At 58.2% G+C, this 26,157-nt stretch carries 23 protein-coding genes and 3 pseudogenes; 13 read left to right on the forward strand and 13 right to left on the reverse strand.

Going from position 1 to position 26,157, the window contains the following annotated elements; genetic code table 11:
* Positions 1 to 247: 247 nt before the first annotated feature.
* Both J3489_RS34745 and J3489_RS34750 read right to left on the reverse strand, forming a co-directional pair.
* The gene (locus tag J3489_RS34745; RefSeq protein WP_207005350.1) at positions 248 to 1,144 is read right to left on the reverse strand and encodes a GIY-YIG nuclease family protein; all 897 of its coding nucleotides are present in this window, start codon (positions 1,142 to 1,144) and stop codon (positions 248 to 250) included.
* A 101-nt stretch (positions 1,145 to 1,245) separates the two neighbouring features.
* Positions 1,246 to 1,836, reverse strand: a complete 591-nt coding sequence (locus J3489_RS34750; RefSeq protein WP_207005351.1) for a hypothetical protein — start codon at positions 1,834 to 1,836, stop codon at positions 1,246 to 1,248.
* A 415-nt stretch (positions 1,837 to 2,251) separates the two neighbouring features.
* Here J3489_RS34750 and J3489_RS34755 point away from each other — a divergent pair, with 415 nt between their 5' ends.
* The 4 genes from J3489_RS34755 (at position 2,252) to J3489_RS34770 (ending at position 5,821) form a co-directional block, all read left to right on the forward strand.
* Entirely contained in the window at positions 2,252 to 3,433 is a 1,182-nt protein-coding gene (locus tag J3489_RS34755; protein WP_207005352.1) for a DNA cytosine methyltransferase, read from the forward strand.
* A 152-nt stretch (positions 3,434 to 3,585) separates the two neighbouring features.
* Positions 3,586 to 4,041 (forward strand): hypothetical protein, encoded by a 456-nt coding sequence (locus J3489_RS34760; protein WP_207005353.1) that lies wholly within the window; start codon positions 3,586 to 3,588, stop codon positions 4,039 to 4,041.
* On the forward strand, positions 4,038 to 5,228 hold the full coding sequence (locus J3489_RS34765) for a PfkB family carbohydrate kinase (RefSeq protein WP_207005354.1): 1,191 nt from the start codon (positions 4,038 to 4,040) through the stop codon (positions 5,226 to 5,228). The genes J3489_RS34760 and J3489_RS34765 overlap by 4 nt, the downstream gene beginning before the upstream one ends.
* Complete coding sequence (locus tag J3489_RS34770; RefSeq protein WP_309491475.1) at positions 5,216 to 5,821, forward strand: 7-cyano-7-deazaguanine synthase; 606 nt, start codon at positions 5,216 to 5,218, stop codon at positions 5,819 to 5,821. The genes J3489_RS34765 and J3489_RS34770 overlap by 13 nt, the downstream gene beginning before the upstream one ends.
* A gap of 693 nt (positions 5,822 to 6,514) precedes the next feature.
* On the opposite strand, the gene J3489_RS34775 is transcribed toward J3489_RS34770, so the two are convergent.
* Positions 6,515 to 7,309: an 8-oxoguanine DNA glycosylase gene (locus J3489_RS34775; RefSeq protein ID WP_207005355.1), complete on the reverse strand. Its 795-nt coding sequence runs from the start codon at positions 7,307 to 7,309 to the stop codon at positions 6,515 to 6,517.
* 180 nt (positions 7,310 to 7,489) lie between these two features.
* On the reverse strand, positions 7,490 to 7,753 hold the full coding sequence (locus J3489_RS34780) for a hypothetical protein (protein ID WP_207005356.1): 264 nt from the start codon (positions 7,751 to 7,753) through the stop codon (positions 7,490 to 7,492).
* Between the two features lie 53 nt (positions 7,754 to 7,806).
* Between J3489_RS34780 and istA the strand changes: the two genes are divergently transcribed.
* Together istA and istB are read left to right on the forward strand one after the other, a co-directional pair.
* Positions 7,807 to 8,823 carry an IS21 family transposase gene (istA, locus tag J3489_RS34785; RefSeq protein ID WP_207005369.1) on the forward strand — a complete coding sequence of 339 codons (1,017 nt, stop codon included), beginning with the start codon at positions 7,807 to 7,809 and terminating at the stop codon, positions 8,821 to 8,823.
* Positions 8,820 to 9,608 carry an IS21-like element ISRso19 family helper ATPase IstB gene (gene istB / locus J3489_RS34790; RefSeq protein ID WP_207005357.1) on the forward strand — a complete coding sequence of 263 codons (789 nt, stop codon included), beginning with the start codon at positions 8,820 to 8,822 and terminating at the stop codon, positions 9,606 to 9,608. The genes istA and istB overlap by 4 nt, the downstream gene beginning before the upstream one ends.
* A gap of 121 nt (positions 9,609 to 9,729) precedes the next feature.
* Here the strand turns inward: istB and J3489_RS34795 are convergent, their stop codons facing one another.
* Positions 9,730 to 10,812, reverse strand: a complete 1,083-nt coding sequence (locus tag J3489_RS34795) for a hypothetical protein (protein WP_207005358.1) — start codon at positions 10,810 to 10,812, stop codon at positions 9,730 to 9,732.
* 479 nt (positions 10,813 to 11,291) lie between these two features.
* Here J3489_RS34795 and J3489_RS38145 point away from each other — a divergent pair, with 479 nt between their 5' ends.
* Entirely contained in the window at positions 11,292 to 11,483 is a 192-nt protein-coding gene (locus J3489_RS38145; RefSeq protein WP_242540557.1) for a DNA cytosine methyltransferase, read from the forward strand.
* Positions 11,484 to 11,502: 19 nt separating this feature from the next.
* Here the strand turns inward: J3489_RS38145 and J3489_RS34805 are convergent, their stop codons facing one another.
* A complete protein-coding gene (locus J3489_RS34805) occupies positions 11,503 to 11,715 on the reverse strand; it encodes a hypothetical protein (protein WP_207005359.1) in 213 nt (70 codons plus the stop codon).
* A gap of 202 nt (positions 11,716 to 11,917) precedes the next feature.
* Here J3489_RS34805 and J3489_RS34810 point away from each other — a divergent pair, with 202 nt between their 5' ends.
* Entirely contained in the window at positions 11,918 to 12,583 is a 666-nt protein-coding gene (locus tag J3489_RS34810; RefSeq protein WP_207005360.1) for a hypothetical protein, read from the forward strand.
* 384 nt (positions 12,584 to 12,967) lie between these two features.
* Entirely contained in the window at positions 12,968 to 13,795 is an 828-nt protein-coding gene (locus tag J3489_RS34815; RefSeq protein ID WP_207005361.1) for an H-NS family nucleoid-associated regulatory protein, read from the forward strand.
* 167 nt (positions 13,796 to 13,962) lie between these two features.
* On the opposite strand, the pseudogene J3489_RS39100 reads toward J3489_RS34815, so the two are convergent.
* From J3489_RS39100 to J3489_RS34840, 6 genes and pseudogenes are all read right to left on the reverse strand, one after another.
* Positions 13,963 to 14,046 (reverse strand): annotated as a pseudogene (locus J3489_RS39100) (IS6 family transposase); the annotation flags it as partial.
* Positions 14,047 to 14,269: 223 nt separating this feature from the next.
* A complete protein-coding gene (locus tag J3489_RS34820; RefSeq protein WP_309491476.1) occupies positions 14,270 to 15,778 on the reverse strand; it encodes an efflux transporter outer membrane subunit in 1,509 nt (502 codons plus the stop codon).
* A 1-nt stretch (position 15,779) separates the two neighbouring features.
* Positions 15,780 to 18,992: an efflux RND transporter permease subunit gene (locus tag J3489_RS34825; RefSeq protein WP_207005362.1), complete on the reverse strand. Its 3,213-nt coding sequence runs from the start codon at positions 18,990 to 18,992 to the stop codon at positions 15,780 to 15,782.
* 24 nt (positions 18,993 to 19,016) lie between these two features.
* The gene (locus tag J3489_RS34830; protein ID WP_207005363.1) at positions 19,017 to 20,201 is read right to left on the reverse strand and encodes an efflux RND transporter periplasmic adaptor subunit; all 1,185 of its coding nucleotides are present in this window, start codon (positions 20,199 to 20,201) and stop codon (positions 19,017 to 19,019) included.
* Between the two features lie 155 nt (positions 20,202 to 20,356).
* A pseudogene (locus J3489_RS34835) lies at positions 20,357 to 20,581 on the reverse strand (DDE-type integrase/transposase/recombinase); the annotation flags it as partial.
* 163 nt (positions 20,582 to 20,744) lie between these two features.
* Positions 20,745 to 21,137 carry a tautomerase family protein gene (locus J3489_RS34840; RefSeq protein ID WP_207005364.1) on the reverse strand — a complete coding sequence of 131 codons (393 nt, stop codon included), beginning with the start codon at positions 21,135 to 21,137 and terminating at the stop codon, positions 20,745 to 20,747.
* A gap of 147 nt (positions 21,138 to 21,284) precedes the next feature.
* On the opposite strand from J3489_RS34840, the gene J3489_RS34845 reads away from it, so the two are divergent.
* Both J3489_RS34845 and J3489_RS34850 read left to right on the forward strand, forming a co-directional pair.
* Entirely contained in the window at positions 21,285 to 22,211 is a 927-nt protein-coding gene (locus tag J3489_RS34845; protein WP_207005365.1) for a LysR family transcriptional regulator, read from the forward strand.
* A 516-nt stretch (positions 22,212 to 22,727) separates the two neighbouring features.
* Positions 22,728 to 23,291: pseudogene (locus tag J3489_RS34850) on the forward strand (transposase); the annotation flags it as partial.
* Between the two features lie 210 nt (positions 23,292 to 23,501).
* On the opposite strand, the gene J3489_RS34855 reads toward J3489_RS34850, so the two are convergent.
* Entirely contained in the window at positions 23,502 to 24,224 is a 723-nt protein-coding gene (locus J3489_RS34855) for a FadR/GntR family transcriptional regulator (protein WP_207005372.1), read from the reverse strand.
* Positions 24,225 to 24,373: 149 nt separating this feature from the next.
* Between J3489_RS34855 and J3489_RS34860 the strand changes: the two genes are divergently transcribed.
* Both J3489_RS34860 and J3489_RS34865 read left to right on the forward strand, forming a co-directional pair.
* Positions 24,374 to 25,255: a fumarylacetoacetate hydrolase family protein gene (locus J3489_RS34860; protein WP_207005366.1), complete on the forward strand. Its 882-nt coding sequence runs from the start codon at positions 24,374 to 24,376 to the stop codon at positions 25,253 to 25,255.
* A 351-nt stretch (positions 25,256 to 25,606) separates the two neighbouring features.
* Positions 25,607 to 25,999 (forward strand): tautomerase family protein, encoded by a 393-nt coding sequence (locus J3489_RS34865; protein ID WP_207005367.1) that lies wholly within the window; start codon positions 25,607 to 25,609, stop codon positions 25,997 to 25,999.
* The last annotated feature ends 158 nt before the right edge of the window (positions 26,000 to 26,157 follow it).

The raw sequence follows: 26,157 nt of genomic DNA on the forward strand, positions 1-26,157 counted from the left end.
GCAGAAAAAACTGTGGACACACATGCTGCGCTCTCGACCATCGACAATCTATGTGCGCTTAAATTCGCGCTTACGGAATTAACGGTAGCGAAGACTCGGTGACGAGGAGCATGAGCGTGACACTGAAGAGCGAACCATTTACGGCTTCAAGCCCGAGACAAAAGCCGCCGATGCTAGCGAAAAACTTAACGACTTCGAGCGAGGCATTGTTGTGTCGCTGCAGCACTTGGGGAGCGCACTGATGCTGCTAGGCAGCTGCTCGAAGAATTCGTGAGGATTGTTCAATTTCACCTTTCCGCTTGAGTTCATGGAGGGTGGCACCGTGTTGGTCCTTCCGGTCAAGCCAGCCGTTGCATGCAGTCCCACAGACAACTGCGGAGGCCCCGCTCGGTGACGTGAACAATACGTCCTGGTCAAATATCAAGACGCCATCCTGGATTGAGATTTTCTGTTGCTGTAACAATTCCTCCCGCAACCTCGCGAACGAGTGACTTTGGAATCCCTTTCCGATTTCAGCTTTGCCAATCGAGCCGCGTAGGACAACGAATCCCTCGTCCGTATAGTAGCCTGATGCGGCAGTGTTTGAGCGCTTGCAGAACAGCAGGGCCTGCGCCTTCTCTACCGACTCGCGGTTGCCGAGCCGCTCAAACAACGGTACGCCTAACGAAGCAACGAGCGTGCGGCCGGTATCGAAAATCTCGAGGCAGTCGGCGGCCAGCGGAGCAGGTGCGTGTGGTCTTGTGCCTCCGTTACAGTTGTCTGTGCGATACCGGCCGGCATTCCTCGCTTCCTGGATCAGGAGATTCTCAAGGAACAGCGCGTGCGTTTGTGTAAGGCTCTCCGTTCGAGTTGACAGTACGAGCGCACGCTGCCAGAAGTCCTTTTCATTGTTGTGTGCCGCGAGCCGCTTCCGTAGGTCACCGCTTTGTCCGATATAAGCAAGGTTGCCGGAGCCGTCGTCAGCCTCCCCGACGAGAACATATAGAGAGAGGCGCTCGCTCTCGCGCATTTCGAGAAACTCAGAGATGCGGCTTCTCGGGACATCGATGGCTTGCACGATACGGGTAGTAATCTCGGCGACGCGAATGCCGCGCGGATCACCGCTCGGGAGAAAAATCTGAATCGTCTGTGGTCTGAAGGTCATTGTTTTAACAGTGTTTGTCTGGTTCGTCTTGCGCCCCCTCGTGGGACTGGGGCAATGGAAAGTTGTCGTGCGCTAGCAAAAAGGCGGCGACGGCGAAGTCGCTAATCGTCCTCGGCCTCAACTGCGTCGAACGGCCGGTCAATGATGAATGCGTGGCTGGTCACGATGGCTTCCTGCATCAACTCGGTCATGAACGGGCGACCTTCCTTTGCGGCAAGCTGCGCCTCGACGAGTTCGAGCGCAGCGTCAGGCCCCTTCGCTTTGTCCTCAATCAGGTCTTTAGCTCGCTCGACTTCGCCACGAGCCACAAGCTGAAGAACCAGGTATTTGAACGGATTTTTACGTTCGGCGGGAGACGCGGCGAGCAAAATCTCTGCGTTCAACTCGTCGCGAAAGCGAAAGTCGAGAATACGGTCAATCCGGTCGACGAGGATTTCGTAGGCGTTTTCTTCAACGAACGAAAGCGAGTTTTTGAATCCTGGCGCATAGCTCTCAAGTGCACGCAAAACGGTCGCACGATCCAGTGCGCGCCAGAAGACGGGTTGTGGCTTGTACGACGCCTCGAGTGCGAGCTGCACCAAACGAGGATTGATGAAGGAAGCGGGAATTTCGCAAACCTTCATATATGAGATTACGTCGTTGATAACAGATTGTTGAATTTCAAGCGCGTGGTTATCGTTTCTCTGTTCCATGTTAACGAAGACTCTTAATGGTTAATCAGGTTTGTCGGCGTACGGCCTGGCTTGAATGCGAAGATATTATGGCTATTCACTTTGTGCAACGTATAAATTGAATTTGTATAAATGGTTAGATTTTTGGTGAAAAAATCCATCTATTTATATTCTGAAGTGTCCGCGCATTGAAGGCTAGTAGGTCGGCGCTCGGTCTGCAATTGCGCCGACCACGATGCGAGACGGCTCTGGTAGTCGATTGATTGATAGAGGCCACTCGGCGGTCTCACGAAAGAAACAATCCCGCGCGGCGCGCTGCATCGCGACGAGCAGTCGACGCATTTTTTGGCATGCGTTTCAGTTCGCCGAATCAACTTAGGCAGTTAGCGGGATAAATACTACTTCTACACGAGCTTTTGACAAAGAGGCTCGTGTGATGTGTTTTTCTGATTCGCAACTTCAGTTCGGTTCACAAATAGCATCCTCCGAGGACGGACTACCTGCCCCAGAGAATGTCAATGTTCCTACCTGCGGAGAATTGTTTGCTGGCTGTGGAGGAATGGCAATTGGCTTGGAGCAAGCTGGATTCAGACATGAATGGATGATTGAGTTCAATCCAGTCGCCTGCCAGACTCTTCGCAACCATTTATACGGTTCTCGGTATAAACAACCTCCGGCACTAATGGAAGCGGACGTCCGGACCGTCGAATGGAGCCGGCTTAGCGCAGTTGATATCGTCGTCGGTGGCCCGCCGTGTCAACCTTTCTCGAGGGGCGGACGGGCGGACGGTGAGAGCGACCCTCGCGATATGTGGCCTGAAGCACTCCGGGCTGTCCGAGAGCTTCGTCCACGTGGGTTCTTGTTCGAGAACGTTAAGGGCCTGCTCAGACCTGCTTTTGCGGAATATCTGGCAAGAATAGTCGCCGGCCTGAAGCGTGGCAGCGAGACCGGACCGGACGGTCCAGATGTGTACAACGTGGCCGTGATTTCAGTCAACGCTGCGGACTACGGAGTCGCGCAGAAACGAGAGCGAGTGCTGATTGCCGGCGTGCGTACGGACTGTGGGGCGCTCACGGCGTTTCCTCGACGTACCCATAGCGTTGAACGCTTGGTATGGGAGAAGTGGATTTCCGGAGAATACTGGAACAGGCACGATGTACCGCGCCCAGATTGTGGTCCGACATCGCGCACTGAGCAGGCAGTGCTCCGTGTGCTGGAGCGGACGGGCCTCGAGCCGAAAGAGCTTCCCTGGCTGACCTGTCGTGATGCCTTCGTTGGGCTAGGGGAACCGACAGCTGGGACCAGCATTTCACAGCACGAATTTCGGGCAGGCGCAAGGATTTATCCCGGTCACGAAGGAAGCCCCATTGACGAACCGGCCAAAGCACTCAAAGCCGGAAGTCATGGAGTACCAGGTGGCGAGAATATGCTTGTCGACTGTATCGGTGCGCCTCGGTACTTTACGGTGCGTGAGGCCGCCCGGCTTCAAGGAATGCCGGATTCGTTCATTCCTTCGGGGTCCTGGAGCCAGGCGATGCGACAACTGGGTAATGCGGTTCCGGCGCAACTCGCTGCAGTTGCCGGCCATTGGATTCGAGATTGCGTTGACTGTAACTGAAGCATTCATCGCAGTTCAGCGCAGAGCAGCAGCACCTCATTACTAGGCTCACCGTTTCTCTTGGTGATAGCGTGCTTGCGCTCATTAAGCTGAATGGTCAATTAATTGTTGCACGTACCTTCTGGGCGGTTGTAAAGTCGTAGGGCCGCGCATTGCGTATCAATGACCGTGATGCGGGAACAACATACCTATGCATTATCCAAATTGACCAGATTTTGCGGGGGCGTATGTCAGGAAGCGATCGTGGAGGCAGTGAAGTCTGGCGGCCGGAGCCCAAGCCCGTCAACCAGAACAAAGGCGGTGCGGGTGGTCAGGGCGGTGGGGGCGTTGCCGATCCATGCGTATTGAGTGAAGTGACCAATCTCAATTCCGTCAACGCTGCGGTCCTCCAGACCGTAGGGGTCGGGGATGTACTTGTGGTCGACTTCGAGCCGGGACCGCCCCGGCGGCTTCTCGCCAAGACCGCCACTGGCCAGACGGTCGGCTCGATCACGTCGCCCTCGATGCTCCAAATCATTCAGTGCATCGCGACGCGGAACATGACATACGTTGCCGAGGTGCTCGCGATTAACGGTGCGATCTGCCAAGTCAAGGTGCAGACGCAATGAGCGCAATCACGATTGTCGGCGGCGTGTATCACGAGCGCTGCATCTGGCCGGAGTGGGACTTCGTATACGGTTCCGGTGGCCGGGCGGCGGTCGCGCTTTCTAGCCAAGTTGAGCGCGTTACATTGCAAGGCTACGCGAGCGCTGAGATCCGTCGGCTGTTTGCGAACGAAGTCGCACTATGCGGTCTGAATTTTGTTCCCGTGGATGTCGAGGAAGGAATTTCTTTTGAGTACGTCCACTGCATGTCGAACCCTGTGATTCGTCCGTCTTTGGCACGAATCGCGCGTGGTACGCCTATTCGCGTCTCGGATGAGGCGGTGTTGCGAATTGGCATGCTGGAGGGGGATGCAGTAGTGGACGCAAAGTGGTGCGTCTACGACCCACAGTCGGCGTTCAATCCAGCCCACTTCGGCGCGAACGGTAGCAAGGCCGTGCATCTCGCAATCGTGTCGAACAGACGGGAAGTGCTTGCCTTGACCGGTGCGAGCAATGCGATTGACGGCGCACGACTTCTAGTGGAACAAGGTGCCGAGGTCGTCGTAGTCAAATGCGGCCCCGCTGGAGCGCTCGTTGTGACGCGCGAGGGCGAGGCGACCGTACCGGCGTTTCGTTCTCAACGTGTGTGGACGATTGGTTCCGGAGACGTCTTTGCCGCCATATTCGCCGCCCAGTGGGCAGTACATCGGGAGAGTCCGGTTGTCGCGGCGGAACTTGCGTCGAAGGCGGTAGCTTCGTACGTCGATACAATGTCTTTGCCTTCGCCACGAGCCGAACAACTGCGAGCGACGAAACTGGAGGAACTGGTTACGCGGCCTGGAAAAGTGTATCTCGCGAGCCCCTTCTTTACGCTCGGTCAGCGCTGGTTGGTCGACGAAGCCCGTCGCTGCCTGCAAGATCTCGGGCTCGATGTGTTTTCTCCCGCACACGATGTGGGGACGGGTAACGCCGAAGAGGTCGGACCCGCGGATATTGCAGCTCTAAAGGAGTGTGACCGTGTCTTCGCTATCTTGGACGGTATGGATAGCGGTACGATTTTCGAGACAGGCTACGCGCGCTCGGAAGACTTGCCTGTCTATGGGTTGGCCCAGGCGGCGCGCGCGGAAGACCTTAAGATGCTGGTGGGTACCGACTGCAAGATTTTCGACGACTTCGTGACCGCTTTGCACCATACCGCGTGGAAGACGTGAAGACTGCACTATTGCTCTCAGGGGGCATGGATTCGACGGCGATTGCATACTGGAAGAGGCCAGCCGTCGCGATCACGATTGATTATGGACAGCGTGCTGCTGTAGCAGAGCTACGGGCTGCCGCTGCGATTTGTGACGTGCTTGCTATCGAACATCACATCATCCAGGCGGACCTGCGCGCGTTAGGGAGCGGTGACATGGCCGGCACGATGCCCGCCGCTGTTGCGCCCGTTTCCGAGTGGTGGCCCTTTCGCAATCAAATGCTCGTCACGCTTGCGGCAATGAAGGCCGTGGGAATTGGTGTTGATGCGATTCAGATTGGCACGCTCCGGACCGATGGAATGCACACCGACGGAACGCCGACATTTATTGCTGCGATGAACGCACTGCTACAGTGCCAGGAGGGTGGGATTCGTCTGGAGGCGCCAGCGATCGTCTTTAGTTCGGCGGAACTCATCCGCGAGTCGGGAGTTCCCCCCGAGATTCTGGCGTGGGCGCATTCCTGTCACGTGGCAAATGAGGCGTGCGGCGAATGCCGGGGCTGTCGCAAGCACTACGAGACCCTTGAGGATTTGGGCCTTGCCCCGTACTGAAGATCCACTGCCTCGTGAAACCGCTGGTCCCGTCCACGAATTCGAGTGGCCGGTGACCCAGCGGTGGCCGATAGAAGTACTGAGAGATCCCCCCGTGCGTTCGTTTGAATCGGTGTTTGAGGGGCGCCGGTCGGTTCGGGCTATGACGGTTGCACCGCTCGACGAGATAATCGGGGCGTTGATGTTTGCGACCAAGCCCAGATTCTCCAAGATGAGCGACCCTTTGGGTAGGACGCGTCGTCCAAGCCTCTCAGCAGGTGCCCTTCATCCATTGTCCATTTTGCTTACGCCGGGTGGAAGCGACAGCAGACTGTTGCGCGTCAATTCTGACAATGCAACGATCGAGGAGCTGCCAATTGCGTTGGCGGACATCGATTGCTGGCTCCGGCGATGCGCAGAGTTGTTGCCCCTTGCGAAAGGCAGTTCGATTGCCCTGGTCGCAGACTGCACACGAACGGCGGCCGCGTACAGCCACTATGAGTCCCTAGTGTGGCGTGATGCCGGGGCACTGCTACAGACGCTGGCGCTCGTGTGTGAAGCATACGGACTGGCTTTCTGTCCTCTAGGATTACTCGGCCGCGAAATCGTTGACGGATTTCACGCTGGCTCGCGTCTCATCGCCGCTGGCGCGGCGATGATTGGCAAGCCTTTGCTTACCTAGGCAAAGGCGTCCTTTTGGACTCGAAGGCGACCTCAGTGAATTGCTGCCGCTTCGTGTGCGAAGAGGTCAGTCTGACGCATCTCGCCCGGGCTGGCTTTGCGCAGCGTGGGAGAGAGTTGGCGCATGTAATCCCATATGAGCCCGTCTAGGGTTGCCGCAGGGACGCCGAGCGCCCGCGCTAGTGAGACGAAATTACGTTCAAGCTCTCGATAGTGGGTTTGGGGTTCCCATTCATCCGGGAAGAGGCCAATATGCCGACCCGCCCGCAGAATGTGTACGTCGACAATGGCTACTTCGCTGGTCGGCCGAATATTACGTACGATCCACGAGGCAGTCTTTAAACCGATGCCGGGAAGCGTCTGTAGGCTGTCGCGGAAGTCAACATCGTCAACTGGTGGTGTGTATCCGTACAAGCGGGCAAGGCAGCCCTGAAGATAACGTGCCTTCTGGCGGGAAAAGCGATACTTGCGCTGACGCCCGTGGAATATAAAGGGCTCGGCGAGTGCGTCCTCTAGTGCTTGGGTCGTGACATCGTGGCGCAACAGCCCACGCTCTCGTACACGCCTGTAAGCCGCGAGGGCGAGTTCGGCCGGCATGCCCCAGCCTCCAAGCAAGCACGCGGCCACTTCCTCTTCAAGCGAGCGCCCCAGGCGGAAGTCGGCGTACCCCCCTGTTTGCTGATGCTGCCAGACTTGCCCGCGCCAGTACGCCGGCGTCAGCAATTCGTCGAAGGCACCCCAAGGAATACCCGGTAGAACCTCTTCAGATGCATCGGGCATCGTAAGCGTTCGGGTCTCTCCAGAGATGTAAGCGTACATTGTTTGCATATTGTTCTCGGTCGGCGGCCCAGCTTAAAAGTCTGATGAAAGCAGCCGGTCTCGGCGCAACTCGACGCGGATGATACATGAGAGTCTCCTTCGCCGAATTTAACGCGCCCAGACAGCCCATCTTTTCAGTGTAGCTAGCAGATTTGCGATGAGACACCTTTCGCTTCGTGTGCTTACCGCTCAGGCCACCGGTACCGAAGGGAGCGGGATAGCTTCGTCAAGGAGCAAATCCGCGGCCATCGAGGCGCCATGGGCTTTGCCTGCAGCCTGCTGGAGGATGCAATGGACCATATGCGCGAAGTTGAGCGCCAGGTTTCCTGCGGTCGAATCTCCGGAGCCGCCTCCGGCGTCAAGCTTCGCGCGGGCCGCTTTTGCAGCGGCATATGAGATGTCATAGACATCAAGCGCTGTTTCTGTGTTAGCGCCGATGTAAAACTGACCCACCCGCCGAAGTAAACCTGACCCACCTGGGAGAGGATGGCGGCTTTTTGCCGCCGATGCTGACTCAGGAGCAAGCAGTGGAAATCAAGGTATTGGCAAGACGGGGAACGGCGGTACGGGAGATAGCGCGACAAACGGGTTTATCGCGCAACACGGTACGCCGCTATCTGCGCGACGACCAGGCGGCCCGTTACAAGCAACGTGAGCCACGCCCGACGAAGCTCGACCCGTTCAAGGACTATCTGCTCGAACGTGTCGCCGCCGCGCGCCCGCACTGGATTCCGGCGACGGTGCTGCATAGGGAACTGCAGGAAACCGGCTACGAAGGGGGCATCAGCCAGCTCAAGGCATTCCTGGCGCCGTACAAGCGCCACGAAGCGGAGCCGGTGGTTCGGTTCGAGACGCCACCGGGCAAACAGATGCAGGCCGACTTCACCGTCATCCGTCGTGGCCGTGCGCCGCTGCTGGCGCTGGTCGCGACGCTCGGATACAGCCGCGCGAGCTTCGTGCGCTTCACCGCCGGCGAGGACGCCGCCACGCTGTGCGAGTGCCTGCGCGAAGCGTTCGTCTACTTCGGCGGCACACCCGAGCACGTGCTGTTCGATAACGCGAAGTCCGTGGTTGTCAAGCGCGACGCGTTTGGTGAAGGCGAGCATCGATGGAACACCCAATTGCTTGCTGTGGCCGAAACCTACGGCTTCACGCCGAAGGTCTGCCAACCCTATCGGGCCAAGACCAAGGGGAAGGTCGAACGCTTCAACCGCTATCTGAAGGAGAGCTTCGTGGTGCCGCTCGCGGCGACGCTCAAGCAGTCTGGGCTGAAGCTGGATGTCGAAGCCGCCAATGCGCGTATCGGCCGTTGGCTCGCGGAAGTCGCCAACGTGCGCGTGCACGCCACCACACGCGAGCGTCCGACAGCGAGGCTGGCACTCGAGCAAGAAGCGCTGCTGCCGTTGCCCACGCCAACATCGGCGCCAGGGCCTGCGCCTTCGAAGCTGCGCCGGGTGCTGCCGCGAGAGAGCCTTCAGCATCCGCTTGCGGTGTATGACGCGCTGCTGGAGGTCGCCGCATGAATCTCCAGCACGAACGAATTGCCGGCCTGTGCATGCAGCTGAAGCTCGACCGTATCGCCAGTGACTGGGGAGCGCTCGCGCAGCACACGGCAACGACCGATGCCAGCCTTGCTGACTTCCTGGAGCAACTGCTGCAGGCGGAACTCAGTGCGCGCGAGGAGCGTAAGCGCCAAACGCTCACGAAGCTCGCGTCGCTGCCCGCCATCAAGACGCTGGACCAATACGACTTCGGCTTCGCCAGCGGTGCGCCACGGGCGCAAATACAGGAACTGGGAAGTCTGGCGTTCATCGAGCGCGCCGAGAACGTCGTGTTGCTCGGCCCATCCGGGGTCGGCAAGACACACATCGCCAGTGCACTGGCCTATCGGGCGACACAGGCCGGTATCAAGACGCGATTCATCACGGCTGCGGACCTGATGATGCAACTGGCGACGGCGCACCAGCAGAACCGATTGCGGGAGTTCTTCAATCGGGCGGTCATCGGGCCGAGGCTGCTCGTCATCGACGAAATCGGCTATCTGCCGTTCGGGCGTGAGGAGGCAAACCTGTTCTTCAATGTAGTCGCCAAGCGCTATGAGCGCGGCTCCATCGTGTTGACGAGCAACCTCCCGTTCACACAATGGGCCACGGCGTTTGCTGACGACCAGACGCTCACCGCCGCCATGCTCGACCGGCTCCTGCATCACGCCCATATCGTGCAAATCAGTGGTGAGAGCTACCGGCTGAAGGACAAGCGAAAAGCTGGACAAACAGGAACGCGGGCAGGCGCGAAAGCCGCCGCGTGACACGGGCCCGGGTGGGTCAGATTTACTTCGGCGAATCGCCGAAAGGCGGGTCAGAATTCAATCGGCGTTGACATTTCTGCAGAAGTCGTGTCCCGTAATGCCGTCCCGACCCGTTGCATCCTCACGACCGAGGGGTAGGGATGTCGGTCCCCGCATCGGACATTGACGTGTAGTCAAAGTCCAGATTGTGACTTCGTCCGTTGCGGGGACACACGAGCTTCGGGTACAGCGGGCCGTTGAGAGGGCCAAGGAACGTGTACCGCATAACGGCGCTGCATTGCGGGCAATTGGCGAAGATGCGAGTCAGATAGACCTCTCCGCTGTCATTGCTCTCAAGCAGTAAGTTTCTGGGAACCGGGGAGGCGAGGACGGGCTGTTGACGAAGCAGCAGATTGCAGATGACGGTGAAAACTACGCCGAACATAAACGGAAGCATGCAGACAAAGAACCATGCTCCGTTCAACGCGAAATGTGATGCGAACATCTTGAATAACAGCGTAATCCACGAGAGCAATCCGATTGCAGCAATGGACATGAAGAGCGGGCGCGCCTTGCGTGCATTACCGATGGACCGACGGACCACGTATTCGCGCCATGCGGTAATTCGCTTTCTGCCGTGCTCGTCCACGTCAGGGCCTTTACCTATTTGTTCGTTCTGCGTTTTTAGTAAGGAAGCGATAAGTGACTCAATTCGCGCCGCACGGTCATTGCTGGCGGCCTGCGCTTCCCGGACTTCATGCAATATGCCGCCCGGGGCATGAGGAACGTACTGGTGTTGTAGTTCGGGGTACGCGAATATATGGTTGCAAATATCTTTCCAAAATTCGATTTGGATGGGAAATTTGCCGGCTCGTAATCGCTGGTCGGATATCTGCTCGCTCCATTGTACGAGTTTCGTATCACGTAGTGCTGTCGTCGCAAAGACGAGTGTACTGATACTCCAGCCCGCGAGATCAGCTCTCTCAATGTCTTTGACGAGATCGTCAGTCCGCAGCTCTGCCAGTACGTATCGCTTACATTGAATGCCGATCCGCGCGGCGTTTGGCCGGATGACGAGGACATCTATGCCGTGCTGCTCCTGACCGGTACGCCCGTTTACCTTCGGCAGTGGGTCGCCAAAGCGGGCGCCGTATATGTTGGCACATAGCTGCTCGAATTCCTCTGCGCTTTGGGGAATTGAAACACTCTGGTGTATCTGTTGCATATCCGTCTTCGTCAAGTGTTGAAGAGGCTTTCGCGATCCTGGGTCCTTGTGCTGCTCGATTATACCTTTCAGTTTTTGCAGGATTCCGTGGGCCTTGATAGGAGTGGTTCAAATAGCGATCATCCATTTGGTGCCTGGATCATCCAGAAAGGCGTACGGCGACCCACGAAGATACGCGACACAACTCAGGAGAATACTGGAACAGGCACTATGTACCGCGCCCAGATTGTGGTCCGACATCGCGCACTGAGCAGGCAGTGCTCCGTGTGCTGGAGCGGACGGGCCTCGAGCCGGAAGGGCTTCCGTGGCTGACTTGTCGAGATGCCTTCGCCGGGCTCGGGGACCCGTGGGTCGCAGATTTTTTACAACACGAATTTCGGGCCGGCGCGAGAACCTATCCAGGCCACGAAGGAAGTCCACTTGATGAACCAGCCAAGGCGCTTAAGGCCGGAAGCCACGGCGTGCCGGGTGGCGAGAACATGCTAGTGGACCGCTCCCGTGCGGTTCGCTACTTTACAGTTCGGGAGGCTGCTCGGTTGCAGGGCATACCTGATACGCTTGTTCTGGATGGCTCTTGGAGTCAGGCGATGCGCCAGCTCGGTAACGCCATGCCAGTGCAGTTGGCGGAGGTTGCGGGGCATTGGATAGGAGAATGCATCAACCGTCAGTAATTCTCGTGCTCACGAGCCGTTAAGGAACGCAAATCACAACTGGTTCGTGATGCGCGGCGGCTCTGTCCAGTGCTTCGGCAATATCCCGAGCACCTTCACCCCGCACTTCCTTCGTGATCGGAGTTTCCCTGCTCTCCGCAGTGATGTAGGCGTGGGAATCGGACGAGTTGGCCGAACCTTGTTTGCGGGTCGTGGCTCGCCAGCGGATGGAATCGAAATCGCTATAGTTCATGGCGTGCCGTCCCCTACGGATATCTGCTTTGTGTTGTGTTCCCCTTCCGGGCGCCATTTGGCGGCTCCATATATTCCCGGGGCCATTCCGCATTCACCGACTCCTTGTACAATCTCGACGGCTGAGGTAAACCGGTCAGAGGCTGTAAACGGCAATTTCAAGGGTCCGGGTTGGAACGGGCGCTGGTCTTGGGAGCGGGGGCATGGCGCAGGAGTGGCTGGAATATCTAAAAGAGAGCGGCTGGCTGGACGTCCTGAAAGTGGTTGGCCCGTCGAGCGTGATCAGCGTGATCATCTCGATTGGATGGAACGCCTGGAGGGATGCGGGGCAGCGCAAAGGCGACAGGAAGGAGGCGGCACTGTCCGTGGCGCTCTCCCTGGAGAGCTACGCGCGGATTTGCAGAGCGATGATGCACCGCGCTGACTGGGCGTCTGATGAGGCGATGCGCACCAATAGCTATCAGCCTATTAGTGGCGTCAAGCTCCCCGACTTCTCGTTTCCCGACAAGCTCGAGTGGAAGTGGCTGAAGCACAAGGTGACTTCGGAGCTTCGCGAGTTCCCCGCCACGCTTCACTCCACCCGCGAATTCCTCGGTTCCGTCGGGGAATACGGCGATCCGATGGAGCTTTGCGACGAAGTGGAATTTGAATGTGCAAAGGCGGCGAAGCAAGCGCTCGAACTGGCGCGGATGACGCGCCGCAAGCACGGTGCGGTGCCGTGGAAGCCGGGCGCGAAAGACTCGGACCTCGAAAGGGAGCTTTCCGACTACATTACTCGCTCAGAAGAGAAACGTAGGACGCTGCGCGAGCGTCATAAGCAGTTCGCCGCCGACCTGAAGGCGGAAAACGCGCTGACCGATCAGAAGTGAGTTCTATACTACGCGCAACAAAACGGGATGAATTCGTATGACGCTGGCTTGGCTACCAGAAGCGGGCGCTCCCCTCCAGCGTGTTTTTGCCGACGCGTGTCCGTGAACTGCTGTGCTCTTCGGCACGAGATCGAGCCGCCAGTTTTCCCCGAAGATGCCGTTTTGTGGGCCATTGGGTACGCACCTCTAAATGCGCTCGTGATTGGCCCAGATGCATACTCGTTTTTCCGTTTAACCCGATACCTGAATGAATGTTCCCGCCACCCAGGGACTCTATTGTTCTTGCGAGGCGCTTACGGCAGTACCCATTGTTCTCAAATGACTAACACTGGGCGATATGTGCGTGGCATAGTGCGGTCATTCTCTTAACCACACGGAGCTCACATGGCGACGCTAGAACAAATCCAGAATCGGGTAAAGAAGCTTCAGGCGCAGGCTGACGCATTGATAGCAAAGGAGGCGCAGTCGGCGGTGGAGCAGATTCGCGAGCTGATGCTCAAGTACAGTCTCACGACCGCAGACATCGAAATAAAGGCGAAGGCTCGTCGTGAAGCGAAGAATCCGGTTGAGCGCAAGACTGCTGTTAAAGCCAAGAGCGCGAAAGCCACCGGTGTCCCTAGGTACATTGACCCGACGACTGGCGCGACCTGGACTGGCCGCGGACGTGCTCCTGCCTGGATCGCGAGCGCAAAAGACCGTACCAAATTCCTCGCCACGGGTGCAGTCGAAGCGGTTTTTGCTGCTCCGCAAAAGTTGGTCGTGAGGAAGTCGGTGGCTGCCGCTAACGGGGTTGCACATACCGGACAGCCCAAAGGGAAGCAGCCAGCGAAGTACATTGACCGTAAGACAGGTGCGACGTGGAGTGGTCGTGGTCGCGCGCCGGCTTGGCTGGCAGGTGCCAAGGATCGCACGAAGTTTCTGGTCGAGCCGGTAGCTGTTGCTGAGGTAACTGTTCCGAAGAACGGCGTTGCACCGAAGGCCGGCCGGAAAAGCGCAGTCGCGGCGAAGAAGGGTGTTCCGAGAAAAATGACCACAGCGAAGAAGGCGACCGTGAAGAAGGTTGCCGTCAAGAAAGCGGCGGCTACTCCCAAGCTCAAGAAAGCAACGACAAAAATGGCTCCTGTCCGCAAAGCCGTAACAGCCAAGGCACATGCAGCGAGAGCTAACACGGTCGCAATGGCCGCGCCACCGGTGGAGCAGGCAACGGCCTAAGGAGTGGCTACGTCGCCCCCGAGCTTCAGATGCAACTGCGCTGTAGAGCTGTCCGCTCGGGGACGCATCGCGTGTGGCCGTGGCGTGCGGACTCGTCGTCGCTCTCAGGAGGTACCTCAAGGACGGTGTTTTACCAGATGGATCTGTTATGAAGTAGTACCGGTAGGGTACCAGTGGACACACAGAATGATGATCTCGCGATCAAAATGTCGCCCCTCGAACAACTCGTCGAGACTCTGCAGGTTGCTCATCCTCGGTCATCAGTTCGGTGAGTCCGGCAACTCGAACCGATTCGCAGCCCCTATTTGCACCAGATCCTTAGATTTGACGTCATGCCGGAATTTTCTAGCTTCAAACGGAACGGCTTTGTGGGCCAGGGTCACTCTGAAGGACATCGCTTTGCGTCTAAGAGTGACGTATTTCACTCGAGAGGCGAGAGACGGCAGAAGTCGTCTCTCGCACTCGTCAAGTCGCTCAGCGGGTCGCAACGTTTGTCGTCTGGGCCGAGCCGGCCGCCTGATCACCCCAACCACCACCAAGCGCACGGATGAGGTTGACCGTCGCCGTCGCTTGCAGCCCAGTGAGCTGTGCTGCGGTGCGCTGCGACTGCAGCACAGTCCGCTCGGCGTCGATAACGTCAAGATAGTTGACTGCACCCTCGGTGTACTGCGTGCGGGAGAGCTGCGCAGCACGATTTGACGCAGATACCGCGTCAGCCTGGGCTTTTGTCTGGTCGTCGAGGATCCGCAGATCACTGAGGTTGTCTTCGACTTCTCTGAATGCAACCAGGACCTGTTGGCGGTAGTTCGCCGCATCCTCCTCATACACGGCGCGGGCGTTTGCCAGATTCCCCTTGCGTTTGCCACCGTCAAAGATAGGGACCGTCAACGCGGTTCCGGCAAGCGGGCCCAGCAGGAAGGCGCGACTGCTCCATTTGAACAGGTCGGCAAGCGTCGCGGCCTCGAACCCACCCGTGCCGGTCAGAGACAGCGACGGAAAGAACGCAGCCTTGGCAACACCGATTCGAGCGTTCGCTGCAGCCATCGCGCGTTCGGCAGCAGCGATATCGGGACGTCGCTCGAGCAGCGACGAAGGCAAACCGGGCGGAATGCGAACGTCAATCGGCGTGAGGGGATTTGCGGCCAAGCCGAACTCGGACGGGTTCTTGCCGAGCAGCACCGCGAGGCTATGCTCGGACGCTGCGCGCAGGCGTTGTACCGTCATTGCGTCAGCGCGGGCGCTAGCCAGCTCCGATTTTGCTCGAGCGAGATCCAGTTCGCTCGTCTCACCCTCGTCGAAGCGGTTCTGGACAAGTTTCAGCGCCTGTTCGCGCAGATCCACCGTCGTCGCAAAGATCTGCGCTTCGGAGTCGAGCTCACGGAGCGAGAAGTAGTTTTGAGCAACGTCGGCCTGCAGCGCGAGCTGGACGGACCTGAAGAGCGCCTCACTCTGTTGCTGGTCGGCCTTTGCGGCGCTCACGGTATTCGACACTCGTCCGAACAGGTCGACCTCGTAGGAGGCGCTCGCCTGAGCCCTCCACAGGGTTTGCTGCGCGATGTTTCTTCCATCTGGCTCCAACTGTGATGCAGCCGAGAGCTTCTCGCGCGTTGGGCCAAAGCCGGCGTCGAGCGTCGGGAAGAGCCCGGCCCGTGCCGCCTGGTTCAACGCGCGTGCTTCCTTTACGCGCGCAGCTGCGGCCTTCAGGTTCTGGTTGGCGTCGGCTGCCTGCTTTTCGAGGTCATTCAGCGACGCGTCGCCGAAGGCCGTCCACCATTCGCCGCGAGCGAGCTCTTCCGACGGCTGTGCGGTCTTCCACGTGCCATTAGCGGTTTCGGTAGCTGGCGCTTCCTTGAACGCTGCAGGTGTCGCGACGTCGGGCTTCTTGTAGGTCGGTGCAAGGGAGCAGCCCGCGAGCACGAGCAGGGATGCGAGCAACGCAGAGCACGTAGCGAGTGGTTTAGCAAGAACGTTAATCTTCTTCACCTTATTCCTCGTAAGCTGATTCCGTATGCAACTCTTCGTACACGTCCTTGCTCACGTGCACGTGTGGATGATTGCCGTGTTTGTCGACGATGTGTTCGTTACCGGCAAGCTTACGAAGCACGACATAAAAGACCGGGGTCAGCAGCAGGCCAAAGAGGGTCACACCCAGCATCCCGAAGAACACTGCAATCCCCATTGCCTTTCGCATTTCGGCACCCGCGCCCGTTGAGAGCACGAGAGGCACGACGCCCATGATGAATGCGATCGACGTCATCAGAATCGGGCGCAGGCGAAGCCGACTTGCTTCGATTGCCGCCTGCACGATCGAGCGACCCTCCATCTCCAGTTCGCGCGCAAACTCAACGATGAGAATGGCGTTCTTTGCCGACAGCCCTACAAGCACCATCAGGCCGATCTGCGTGAAGATGTTGTTGTCACCGCGCGTCAGCCAGACACCCAGGAGCGCGGACAGCAGGCTCATCGGCACAATCAGGATGACCGCGAGCGGCAGCGTCAGGCTCTCGTACAGCGCAGCCAATACGAGGAACACAAGCAGGACGCTGATCGGGAAGATCCAGAGCGCGGAATTGCCGGCCAGAATCTGCTGATACGTCAGGTCTGTCCATTCGAACTTGATGCCTCGCGGCAGGACTTCTGCTGCGATACGTTCGGCCGCCGCCTGTGCCTGGTCGGACGAGTATCCAAGCGCTGGGCCACCGTTGATATCTGCTGCGGTGTAACCGTTGTAGCGGACAACCATTTCCGGACCGTAGGTCGGCGTGATGATGACGAGCGACGACAGCGGTACCATTTCGCCAGTGGCGTTGCGAGTCTTCAGCTCACCAATGTCCGCGGCCGTCGAGCGGAACGGTGCATCTGCTTGCGCGCGAACCTGATAAACGCGACCGAACTTGTTGAAGTCATTCACGTACAGCGACCCGAGATAGATCTGCATCGTGTCGAAGACATCAGTGACCGAGACACCGAGTTGCTTAGCCTTGACGCGGTCGAGGTTCACGTCAAGCTGGGGCGTGTTGATCTGGTAGCTCGAGAAGGTCGGCCCGAGTTCAGGCGTCTGAGCAGCTCTCTTCAAGAACGCTTGTGTAGCGGAGTTCAGGGCTTCGTATCCGAGAGCGCCGCGATCTTCGAGTTGCATCTTGAAGCCGCCGAGCGTACCCAAACCAATCACCGGGGGCGGCGGGAACACCCCAATGTACGCATCCTTGATGGTCGCGTATTTCGCACTCAGTGCCGCTGCAATCTCGGCCGCCGATTCGCCTTTGCCACGCTCTTTCGACGGTTTGAGTTTCGCGAAAACAATGCCGCCACTTGACGAGTTCGTGAAACCGTTGACCGAAAGACCCGGGAATCCCAATGCGCGTTGGACTCCCGGCTGCTTGAGTGCAATCGATGCCATTTCCCGCATCACAGCTTCAGTGCGGTCCAGCGATGCGCCGTTCGGCAATTGAGCGAACGTGATCAGATAGTCTTTGTCCTGTGCAGGGACAAAGCCACCGGGGACAACTTTGGCCATCAGCACGGCCGCGCCGAGAAGCGTAACGTAGACACCGAGCATCAGCGCTTTACGGCTAATCACACTTGTAACGCCGGAGCCGTACGATTCCGAACCCCGGTTGAAAACATGATTGAAGCGCTTGAAGAAGCCGCCGAGCACTCGATCCATGGCGCGCGTCAGCCAATCCTTCGGTTCGTGATGGCTCTTCAGCAGCAGTGCCGACAGTGCAGGCGAGAGCGTCAGCGAGTTGAACGCGGAGATAACCGTCGATATGGCGATCGTCATCGCGAACTGCTTGTAGAACTGGCCAGACAAGCCCGACATGAACGCGAGCGGCACAAACACAGCGACGAGCGTCAACGCGATTGCGATAATTGGACCGCTCACCTCGCGCATGGCCTGGTATGTCGCCTCTCGCGCTGTCAAGCCCGCTGCAATGTTCCGTTCAACGTTTTCGACGACCACGATGGCATCGTCAACCACAATCCCGATGGCGAGGACCATGCCAAAAAGCGATAGTGCGTTGATGGTGAAGCCGAACCCGAGCAGCAGCGAGAACGTGCCGACGATCGATACGGGAACTGCAAGAAGCGGGATTATCGACGCGCGCCACGTTTGGAGGAAGACAATCACGACGATGACGACGAGCACAATCGCTTCGATGAGCGTATGCACGACTGCGTCAATACTGTCGCGAACGAACTGCGTTGGGTCGTACGCTATCTCATAGCGCACGCCATCTGGCATGTCTGCCTGCAGCTCCTTCATCGTCTTGCGTACGTCGTCAGAGATTTGCAGCGAGTTTGCGCCGGGCTGCTGGTTGATGACCATCATCACGGCCTGATGATTGTCGAGCAGTGCGCGAAGGCCATACTCCTGTGCCGCGAGTTCGACTCGAGCCACATCACCCAGATGCGTTACAGCGCCGTCGGGAGAGGTCTTCAGGATGATATTCCTGAACTCTTCTTCGGATTTGAGGCGCCCCTGCGCATTGACGCTGAATTGAATCGGGGCATTCGACGGGGTACCGCCAACAATACCCGCAGCGACTTGCACGTTCTGCTCGCGAACAGCGTTGACGACGTCGAGGGCTGTCATGTTGCGCTGCGCCACTTTTTGCGGGTCGAGCCAGATACGCATCGCGTAGTCACCCGAACCCCAAAGCTGAACTTCGCCGACACCTTGAATCCGCTCCAAGTGGTCCTTGACGTTAATCAGCGCATAGTTACGAAGATACGTCATGTCGTAGCGATTGTTCGGCGAAACCAGGTTGACGCCCATCGTCAGCGTGGGAGACGCCTTGACAGTCGTCACACCCAGACGCTGAGCGTCCTCCGGCAGACGCGGGAGAGCTTGCGACACCCGGTTCTGGACCAGTTGCTGGGCGAGGTCCGGGTTCGTGCCAAGCTTGAACGTAACGGTGGTCGTCATGTTGCCGTCGCTATTGGCTTGCGACTGCATGTACAGCATGTTCTCCACGCCGTTGATTTGCTCTTCAATCGGTGCAGCAACGGTTTCGGCGATGACCTTCGGGTTAGCGCCGGGATATTGCGCCTTGACGATGACCGAAGGGGGAATGACCTCCGGATATTCCGCCGTCGGGAGCTTCACCAGTGCAATGATCCCGCCTAGCAGGATCAGCATTGACAGCACGCCGGCAAAAATTGGGCGGTCAATGAAGAAGCGTGAGATGTTCATGATGTTCTTCCTGTCACTCCGGCGTCAGGTCGCCGGCTTCGTAGAGTGCGCGCCACTGGCCATATCTACAGCGTGAGCCTGGACGAAGTCGTCGGCGCGCACGCGCTGGATGCCATCGACGACGATGCGCTCACCGGGTTGCAGGCCGCCCGTGACAATGCGCAGACCGTCCTGAATGTTTCCGAGGGTCACCTCGCGGTAATGGACGCGGTTGTTGGCGTCCACAATAAGGACGAACTTCTTCGCCTGATCAGTGCCGATGGCGGAGTCATCAACCATCACTGCGAGATGCGGCTTGCCACCGCCGACCTTGATACGGGCGTACAGACCGGGAACGAGCGTGCCGTCCGGGTTATCGAATTTGGCCCGGACGCGGATGGTGCCGGACGCCGTGTCGAGATGGTTGTCCACTGAGAAGATCGAGCCTTGGCGGGAGTAACCGTCTTCATCAGCGAGACCGAGAGAGACGGGAACCGCCGCATTGGCATCTCGGCCAAGGTAGCGCAGGTACGTTTGTTCGTCGACATCAAACGATGCGTAGATCGGATCAACGGACACCAGTGTGGTGAGGACCGGGGCGTTCGCGCCAGCCGAAACGACGTTACCGAGCGTCAACTCAGCACGGGATACGCGGCCCGCGACGGGAGCAACAATTTCCGTGTAGCCGAGGTTGACCTTCGCAGCTTCCAGAGCGGCTTCAGCGGCCTTGACTTCCGCCTTCGCGGAGAGCGCCGCGTTCTGCTTCTCGTCATAGTCGCGCTTTGCGATTGCGTTATCGGCAATCAGACGATCGGCGCGAGCTGCGTCCGTCGTCGCATAGGTCGCCTGTGCTTGAGCTGCGGCAAGCTGAGCAGCGGCACGGTCGACTTCGGCAACATAGGGTCTCGGATCGATTGTGAAGAGCGGATCGCCCTTCTTGACGAGCGCGTCGTCCTTGAAATGAACGGCGACAATGGTTCCGCCGACGAGAGGACGTGCGTCAACTTTGTCGATTGCCTCGAGTCGGCCCGAGTAGGCTTGCCACTCAGTGATGGACTTGTAGACAACCGGAGCGACGTCGACCTCGACGGCCGGGGCGGGTTTGTCGGCAGCCTGGGCGGCGGCAACCGGAGTGACGTCCCGCCCGTGAAGGGCGGAGATGCCCGCCGCTCCACTGACTACAAGGAGCGCGCTAACAGCAGCGTAGATTTTCTTTCGATTTGTGGACACGTTAAATCTCCTATATGAAAGCGAAAAGCCGAAGTCGGGGTTGAGCCTGCTCAGACGAAGAGTCGTCTGCGAAGAAATGAAATGACGCCATTAAGCGCCGGGCTCTCGTGCAAACAGACGGTTTTAACGGTCTGCTGCCGATATATCAGGATGCGTTATTGAGCCGAGAGAACCGCATTCCAGACGGCAGACACAGTGGCGTCTTTGAGTCGCAAGCTGACAAGACCAAATTGCCCGTTGCGAATGCGATGCATCAACTCTATGCCTGCGAGCGTGATCGCGGCGCTTCTGAAACGTCTGAAGCCGAGCATGACGTTTGTCCGGGACTTGACGTTACGATGGTCCTGTTCGATCAGGTTATTCAAATACTTCGAGGATCGAATCGCCGTATCCTCGGGCAGCAGGCCGTCGATGGAAGCGAAAGCGCCACCATGTTGGCATCAAGCACTCCCAGCGCACAGATCGACGTCGTGACGACCAGCAGGACGAGGTCGCGCCGTGTCCACGCGCGGCTGTCGTCGAGTTGTGTCGGGTTTGGCATATTTATTCCTTCGGCGCGTACTGCATCACACCGTTGCCGAATGACCAGTCTTCGCGCGCGACCTCGACGAGGCTGATCACGATGTCTTCCTTGCGTACGCCCGCCTTCGCATGGATGCCATCCGCGATCGCCTTGTAGAAGGCCTTCTTTACGTCAATCGTGCGCCCCGAATTCCAGGTGACCTGGATGTACACGATGCCGGGCGTATAGGTCGCGCCCAGATAGCCTTCGACTGGGTAGATCAGCTCCTCGGGCGAGTGGCGCGAGATGATCTGAAACTTGTCGTTTTCAGGCACGTTCGCGACACTGATCATTGCTTCATAGACCGTGTCACTGACGACACGGACGACTTCCGGCGACGCATCCTTTGACGGATCGATTCGTACGAGGGGCATCCCTATCTCCATGGATAGCGGCAAGCCATTGGTGTTGGACCCGCAACCCTCCAGAAGAGCCTGGCGCGCGGCGAGGTATGAGAGTAGGCTAGTGTGCATATTTCTGCAAACGAATGTTCGGCATATAAATCATGACATAATGGAATTATGATCGATGACCTGAAATCGTTTGTGGCGGTGATCAACGAGGCGTCGCTGACCCGCGCGGCCGACACGCTATGTGTGTCGCAATCCACGATATCCAAGCGCATCCAGCGGCTTGAAGAACTGCTGGGCGTCGAGCTATTCGACCGCAGCACAAAACCCCCGCGACCGACCGCCCTCGCGAACAGGGTCTACGAACAGGCAGTGCCGCTGTTGCGAGCGCTCGGACATTTGCTCGATCTCGCGCGCGAGGACGCCGCGCCGTCCGGGACGCTGCGCCTCGGTTTGTCACAAATGGTGGCGGACGTCGTGCTGTTCGATGCGGCGATGGCCATGAAAGAGCAATTCCCGGCGCTCGCCGTGAGGTCGCGTACCGAGCCGGGTACGGAGCTGCAGCGCATGGTGGAAAACGGCTCGCTGGACGTTGCGGTGTTGATGCTCCCGCCCCGTTCATCTCTGCCGGATGACCTGATCGCCCGTCCGGTCGGTACGTTCGATGTGAAGATCGTGCAAAGCGCGGCGAAGCCACTTGTCAAACGCAAGGCGACGATCAGGTCGCTCGCGGACCACGACTGGATACTCAATCCCGACGGATGCCGTTTGCGAGCGACCCTTGAGCATGCAATGGGCGGCGGGGGCGGGTACTTGCGGCTGAGAGTCGATACCTACTCAACGAATACGAAGTTGCGGCTCGTCGCTGCCGGCCTAGGTCTGGGCCTCGTGCCGCTCGATTTGCTACATGCGAGCGCATGGCGCAATCAACTAAGCGTGGTGGACGTCAGCGACTTCGCGCCGTCGCTCGATCTGTGGCTGGTGTTTCCGCAGCACTTGGGCAACCTGACGCGCGCCGCCGAGGCGCTAGCGCAATCCATCTCCGCGTCTTTCGCCCGGCAGGCCGCTGAAAGTTTTAGACAACGTGGCGGGAAGTGAACGCTTCGCGCTGTCCCGCACTGTTTTTACCCGCGGGAACGTCACGCCGCGCCGCGCCGCCGCGCAACCCCTCATCGAGGAGCATTGAAACCATGTCAACCGCGCCGTACTGAGCGTGACAAGAGAGACGACGTTGTCCTGCCGACCGGAGAATAAGTCGGCACTCTTACGCGCGGCGCTCCTGCGAGAACGCTGTCGCTTGAACGACTCGCCAAACGGATCCGCAAGCGAATCAACAGCCCGCTTCAGATTGTCCAACTCCCGCCACGCGGCCAATTAGACGTCGCCAACAAGCTCCCAACTGCTCGAGCTCGCGCAACAGCCGTAATCCTGCTCATAAATGCGGTTGGTCTGCGCCGTCGGCTTCAGAGGCTTCGAGTCCCGGTCGAACCGTTTCACGCGGCAGCACTCCTTCCAGGCGCTGAATCCGTTTCTAGATCCTATATGGCAGAGAGATCTGCCAACGATCTGATCGATAAAATCGGTCGTTCGAGCCATGCTACAAGGAGGAGCATCATGCGCGCCGATCAGGCATACCCGACGCATTCCGAACAGTTGGTGCTGGCGGTGTCACTGGAGCTGGCGGCCAACAAGTGGAAGGTTGCGCTGCACGATGGCCAGCGCGAGCAGCCGGCTGTGCATACGGTCACGCAGCAGCATGCCGCCGTGCGCCTGCAGGCGGCGCAGGATCTGATCGACGCGCACAAGGCGAAATGGTTGCTGCCGGCCGGCGTGCGGATCGTGGTGAGCGACGAGGCCGGACAGGACGCGTTCTGGATCTATCGTGCGCTGCACGCGCGCGGCATCGAGTGCTATGTCGTTGATCCGGCCAGCATTCCGGTCGAACGCCACAAGCGGCGCGCGAAGACCGACCGGCTGGATGCGATCAAGCTGGTGATCAACCTGCGCGCCACTTGTGGCGAGCGCGACCGCGTGCACGTGTTGCACGTGCCCCCGCTGCAGGATGAAGCATCGCGCCAGCTGATGCGCGATCGCGGCCAATTGCAGAAGGAAGTGCTGCAGCAAGGCTTGGCGGCCCCACGGCTTTCGCGCAATCGGAGGATGCGCAACTTATTGATCGATAAGAATTTTTAGGATCAAACCGCCAGAAATTGCACGAAAGGCACGAACACCCCATGCAGCATTGCCGCGGACACGCCGGTAAAGCGTCGCGGTCGTTTGGCCTGCCACCTTGGCGCGATCGTTGTTCGGTAGCGAACCCGCCCGTCTCTGAGCGACGGATCGAAACACCAGACCAGATCGCCACTTGGAACAACTTAACGCAACGAATCAGGCACCAACGAGGTTTCGTTGAACTTGCCGAAGGTGTTCAGCCAGGACGTGACTGGCCGCGTCAGCATCGCGGTCGCGCAATGCCGCGACAATCGCTCGATGTTGAGCCTCATATTCCCTACGCCGTTCGGCAGTCAAAGACATGCTCTTGAGCCGTCCCCACTCACCCTGCTCACGTACACGATTGGTCAGATCGAGAATCTTCATGAAAAACGAGTTGTGAGTGGCAATCGCGAAGGCCCTGTGCAGTTCACCATCCCAATGTTCAAATTCCTCGATCGATTGAGCCGCCTCCGATCGTTCAATGCACTCAGCCATTTTGTCGAAGTCTGCGGTCGTCGCCTTCCATGCGATGAGCTTCGGCATCAAGGGTTCGATGAGTAGTCGGGCTTCCATGAGTTCGGCAGGACTTGTTTGCTGAACAGAAAGCTCTTGCTCTTCCGCCTGCATTTGCGATGACGCCGGCAAGGATCGGGCGGCCCCTGGTCTGACGTAGGTACCGCTACCTACGGATTGCGTAATCAGTCCGCGATCCTTTAAGTTCTGTAACACGCGACGTACCGCGCCGCGAGACGCGCCGAATTGTTCACTTAGGTGTCGTTCGGCCGGTAGTTTGATGCCATCGCCCATCCGACCGGATGCGATTTCCTCGATCAGGTAAGCGGCAAGCGCCTTCGCGCCGACGGCCCGCACGGGGCTTGTTACCTCTACCTCACTCATCGCCATTCCCCTCGTATCCTCACGCCAGCGATTTTAGTCAATAAAGTACCAATTGGTCAACATTTTGTTGGTCCATGCTTGAAAATAGTTTATTTTGGTTCTACAGTTAACACCACGCAAACCAATTGGACTTTCTGAGGAGTGGCCGGATGAAGCTGGCAAATCTTGATTTAGCGGGTGAGAAGTTCATTGCTCTCGTGGATACTGACAAAACGCGGTACTGGCCGATCCAGTCTTTGGTAGCCCAATTTCGGGGAGGAATGGTCCACTTGGTACAACAATTTGATCAAATCAAGCGTGATTTGGAACCGCGTGGCGAAGGTTTGCTGCTGGCTGAGGCGGCAATTTTGGCCCCGATCGATCAACCTCGCCGCAACATCTTTTGCGTCGGCAAGAACTATCACGAGCATGCCGCTGAATTCCAGAATTCCGGCTTCGACAGCAGCGCCAAGAACGGCGAGCACGCACCCGAGGCACCGGTGATTTTCACGAAGCCGGCATCGACGGTCATTGGGCCCGGCGGAAAGATTCCCGGGCACACGGGCGTCACGAGTCAACTCGACTACGAGGCAGAGTTGGGGGTAGTCATCGGGAAAGGCGGGCGGGGCATCAAGAAGGCGGATGCCATGAACCACGTTTTCGGCTACACCGTGATCAACGACGTCACCGCGCGGGACCTCCAAAAACTCCATCGCCAGTGGTTCCTTGGAAAGTCGCTTGATGGATTCTGCCCCATGGGCCCGCACGTGGTCACCGCGGACGAGGTGGACGGCCAGAACATCGATATCAAGTGCTGGGTGAATGGCGAATTGCGTCAGAACTCGAACACCTCCAAGCTCGTCTTCAACATCCCGACTCTGATCGAAACCCTGTCCGCCGGTATCGAACTCCAGCCTGGCGATGTCATCGCGACAGGCACCCCTGCCGGCGTGGGTATCGGCTTCAATCCGCCGAAGTTTCTGCAGAGGGGCGATCTAATCCGAATCGAAATCCAGAACGTCGGCGTCCTCGAAAACGAGGTGGGCGAATGACGACATCGTTGATCAAAGGGTCGAGATGACGGAACTGGCTGAAAGGCGCGAATTTGCGCCGGTGCTCGCAGCATTCGAAAAGCGGCTGCGCGAGCTGCTGGATCCGGATTTTGGACGAAGTCAATACGGGTGCGACCGCTACGACGCGTGTCGTATCGAGCGGCAAGATGCTTGACAAAAGTTATCGATTGTTTTTTCAAACCGAACCAAGGAGATGAATGATGTTTATGAATATTATTCGCTTTCGGCCGCGATAATCGAAGATTATCCTCGAAGGAATTAGTTCAGCACCAGCGGTGACGTAGACTCCATCCCCAGCCTGCGTGGCCGCAATCTATATAGGAGAACGAAATGCCAATTGTACGAATCAATATTTCGAAGGATGCCAAATCCGAGGTGGTCAAAGCCGTCAGTGACACGGTGTACGAGGCCATGATCAACGTGGCGAATGTCCCGAAGAATGACAAGTTCCAGATCATCTCGCGTCACTCGTCAGATGAACTGGTTTACCCGGCGGAAGGCTATCTGGGTATCGATTACACACCCGGTATTGTCTTCATTCAGATTACGTGGAATTCCGGTCGAACGACCGATGTGAAGAAAGCCTTCTACAAGGCAATAGCTGACGGAATTCACGCGAAGACGGGCCTGCGCAAACAGGACATCTTCATCAACCTTGTTGATGTCGCACGCGAAGACTGGTCCTTCGGGAATGGCGACATGCAATACGCGCCGAAGGAATAACGGCGGAGCACCCGTCTCGTAATTCCTTGAAATCAACGCGGCTTACGACACGACATCGTCTCGTGTCGTGAATAGCTCAATATCAATTTTATGGAGGAGATTTATGTCGCAGCGACCGGTACTTGGGAAGTTTCCGCAGGTTGATCATCACCAGGCAA

It is taken from the genome of Trinickia mobilis (genome assembly GCF_017315705.1).
Taxonomy (GTDB): domain Bacteria; phylum Pseudomonadota; class Gammaproteobacteria; order Burkholderiales; family Burkholderiaceae; genus Trinickia_A; species Trinickia_A mobilis.

Excerpts from the sequence above, each read along its gene's own strand:
- J3489_RS34745 (WP_207005350.1), bottom strand. The coding sequence starts at position 1,144 with ATGACCTTCAGACCACAGACGATTCAGATTTTTCTCCCGAGCGGTGAT.
- J3489_RS34750 (WP_207005351.1), bottom strand. The coding sequence starts at position 1,836 with ATGGAACAGAGAAACGATAACCACGCGCTTGAAATTCAACAATCTGTT.
- J3489_RS34755 (WP_207005352.1), top strand. The coding sequence starts at position 2,252 with ATGTGTTTTTCTGATTCGCAACTTCAGTTCGGTTCACAAATAGCATCC.
- J3489_RS34765 (WP_207005354.1), top strand. The coding sequence starts at position 4,038 with ATGAGCGCAATCACGATTGTCGGCGGCGTGTATCACGAGCGCTGCATC.
- J3489_RS34775 (WP_207005355.1), bottom strand. The coding sequence starts at position 7,309 with ATGCAAACAATGTACGCTTACATCTCTGGAGAGACCCGAACGCTTACG.
- istA (WP_207005369.1), top strand. The coding sequence starts at position 7,807 with ATGCTGACTCAGGAGCAAGCAGTGGAAATCAAGGTATTGGCAAGACGG.
- istB (WP_207005357.1), top strand. The coding sequence starts at position 8,820 with ATGAATCTCCAGCACGAACGAATTGCCGGCCTGTGCATGCAGCTGAAG.
- J3489_RS34795 (WP_207005358.1), bottom strand. The coding sequence starts at position 10,812 with ATGCAACAGATACACCAGAGTGTTTCAATTCCCCAAAGCGCAGAGGAA.
- J3489_RS38145 (WP_242540557.1), top strand. The coding sequence starts at position 11,292 with ATGCTAGTGGACCGCTCCCGTGCGGTTCGCTACTTTACAGTTCGGGAG.
- J3489_RS34805 (WP_207005359.1), bottom strand. The coding sequence starts at position 11,715 with ATGAACTATAGCGATTTCGATTCCATCCGCTGGCGAGCCACGACCCGC.
- J3489_RS34810 (WP_207005360.1), top strand. The coding sequence starts at position 11,918 with ATGGCGCAGGAGTGGCTGGAATATCTAAAAGAGAGCGGCTGGCTGGAC.
- J3489_RS34815 (WP_207005361.1), top strand. The coding sequence starts at position 12,968 with ATGGCGACGCTAGAACAAATCCAGAATCGGGTAAAGAAGCTTCAGGCG.
- J3489_RS34825 (WP_207005362.1), bottom strand. The coding sequence starts at position 18,992 with ATGAACATCTCACGCTTCTTCATTGACCGCCCAATTTTTGCCGGCGTG.
- J3489_RS34840 (WP_207005364.1), bottom strand. The coding sequence starts at position 21,137 with ATGCCCCTCGTACGAATCGATCCGTCAAAGGATGCGTCGCCGGAAGTC.
- J3489_RS34845 (WP_207005365.1), top strand. The coding sequence starts at position 21,285 with ATGATCGATGACCTGAAATCGTTTGTGGCGGTGATCAACGAGGCGTCG.
- J3489_RS34855 (WP_207005372.1), bottom strand. The coding sequence starts at position 24,224 with ATGAGTGAGGTAGAGGTAACAAGCCCCGTGCGGGCCGTCGGCGCGAAG.
- J3489_RS34860 (WP_207005366.1), top strand. The coding sequence starts at position 24,374 with ATGAAGCTGGCAAATCTTGATTTAGCGGGTGAGAAGTTCATTGCTCTC.
- J3489_RS34865 (WP_207005367.1), top strand. The coding sequence starts at position 25,607 with ATGCCAATTGTACGAATCAATATTTCGAAGGATGCCAAATCCGAGGTG.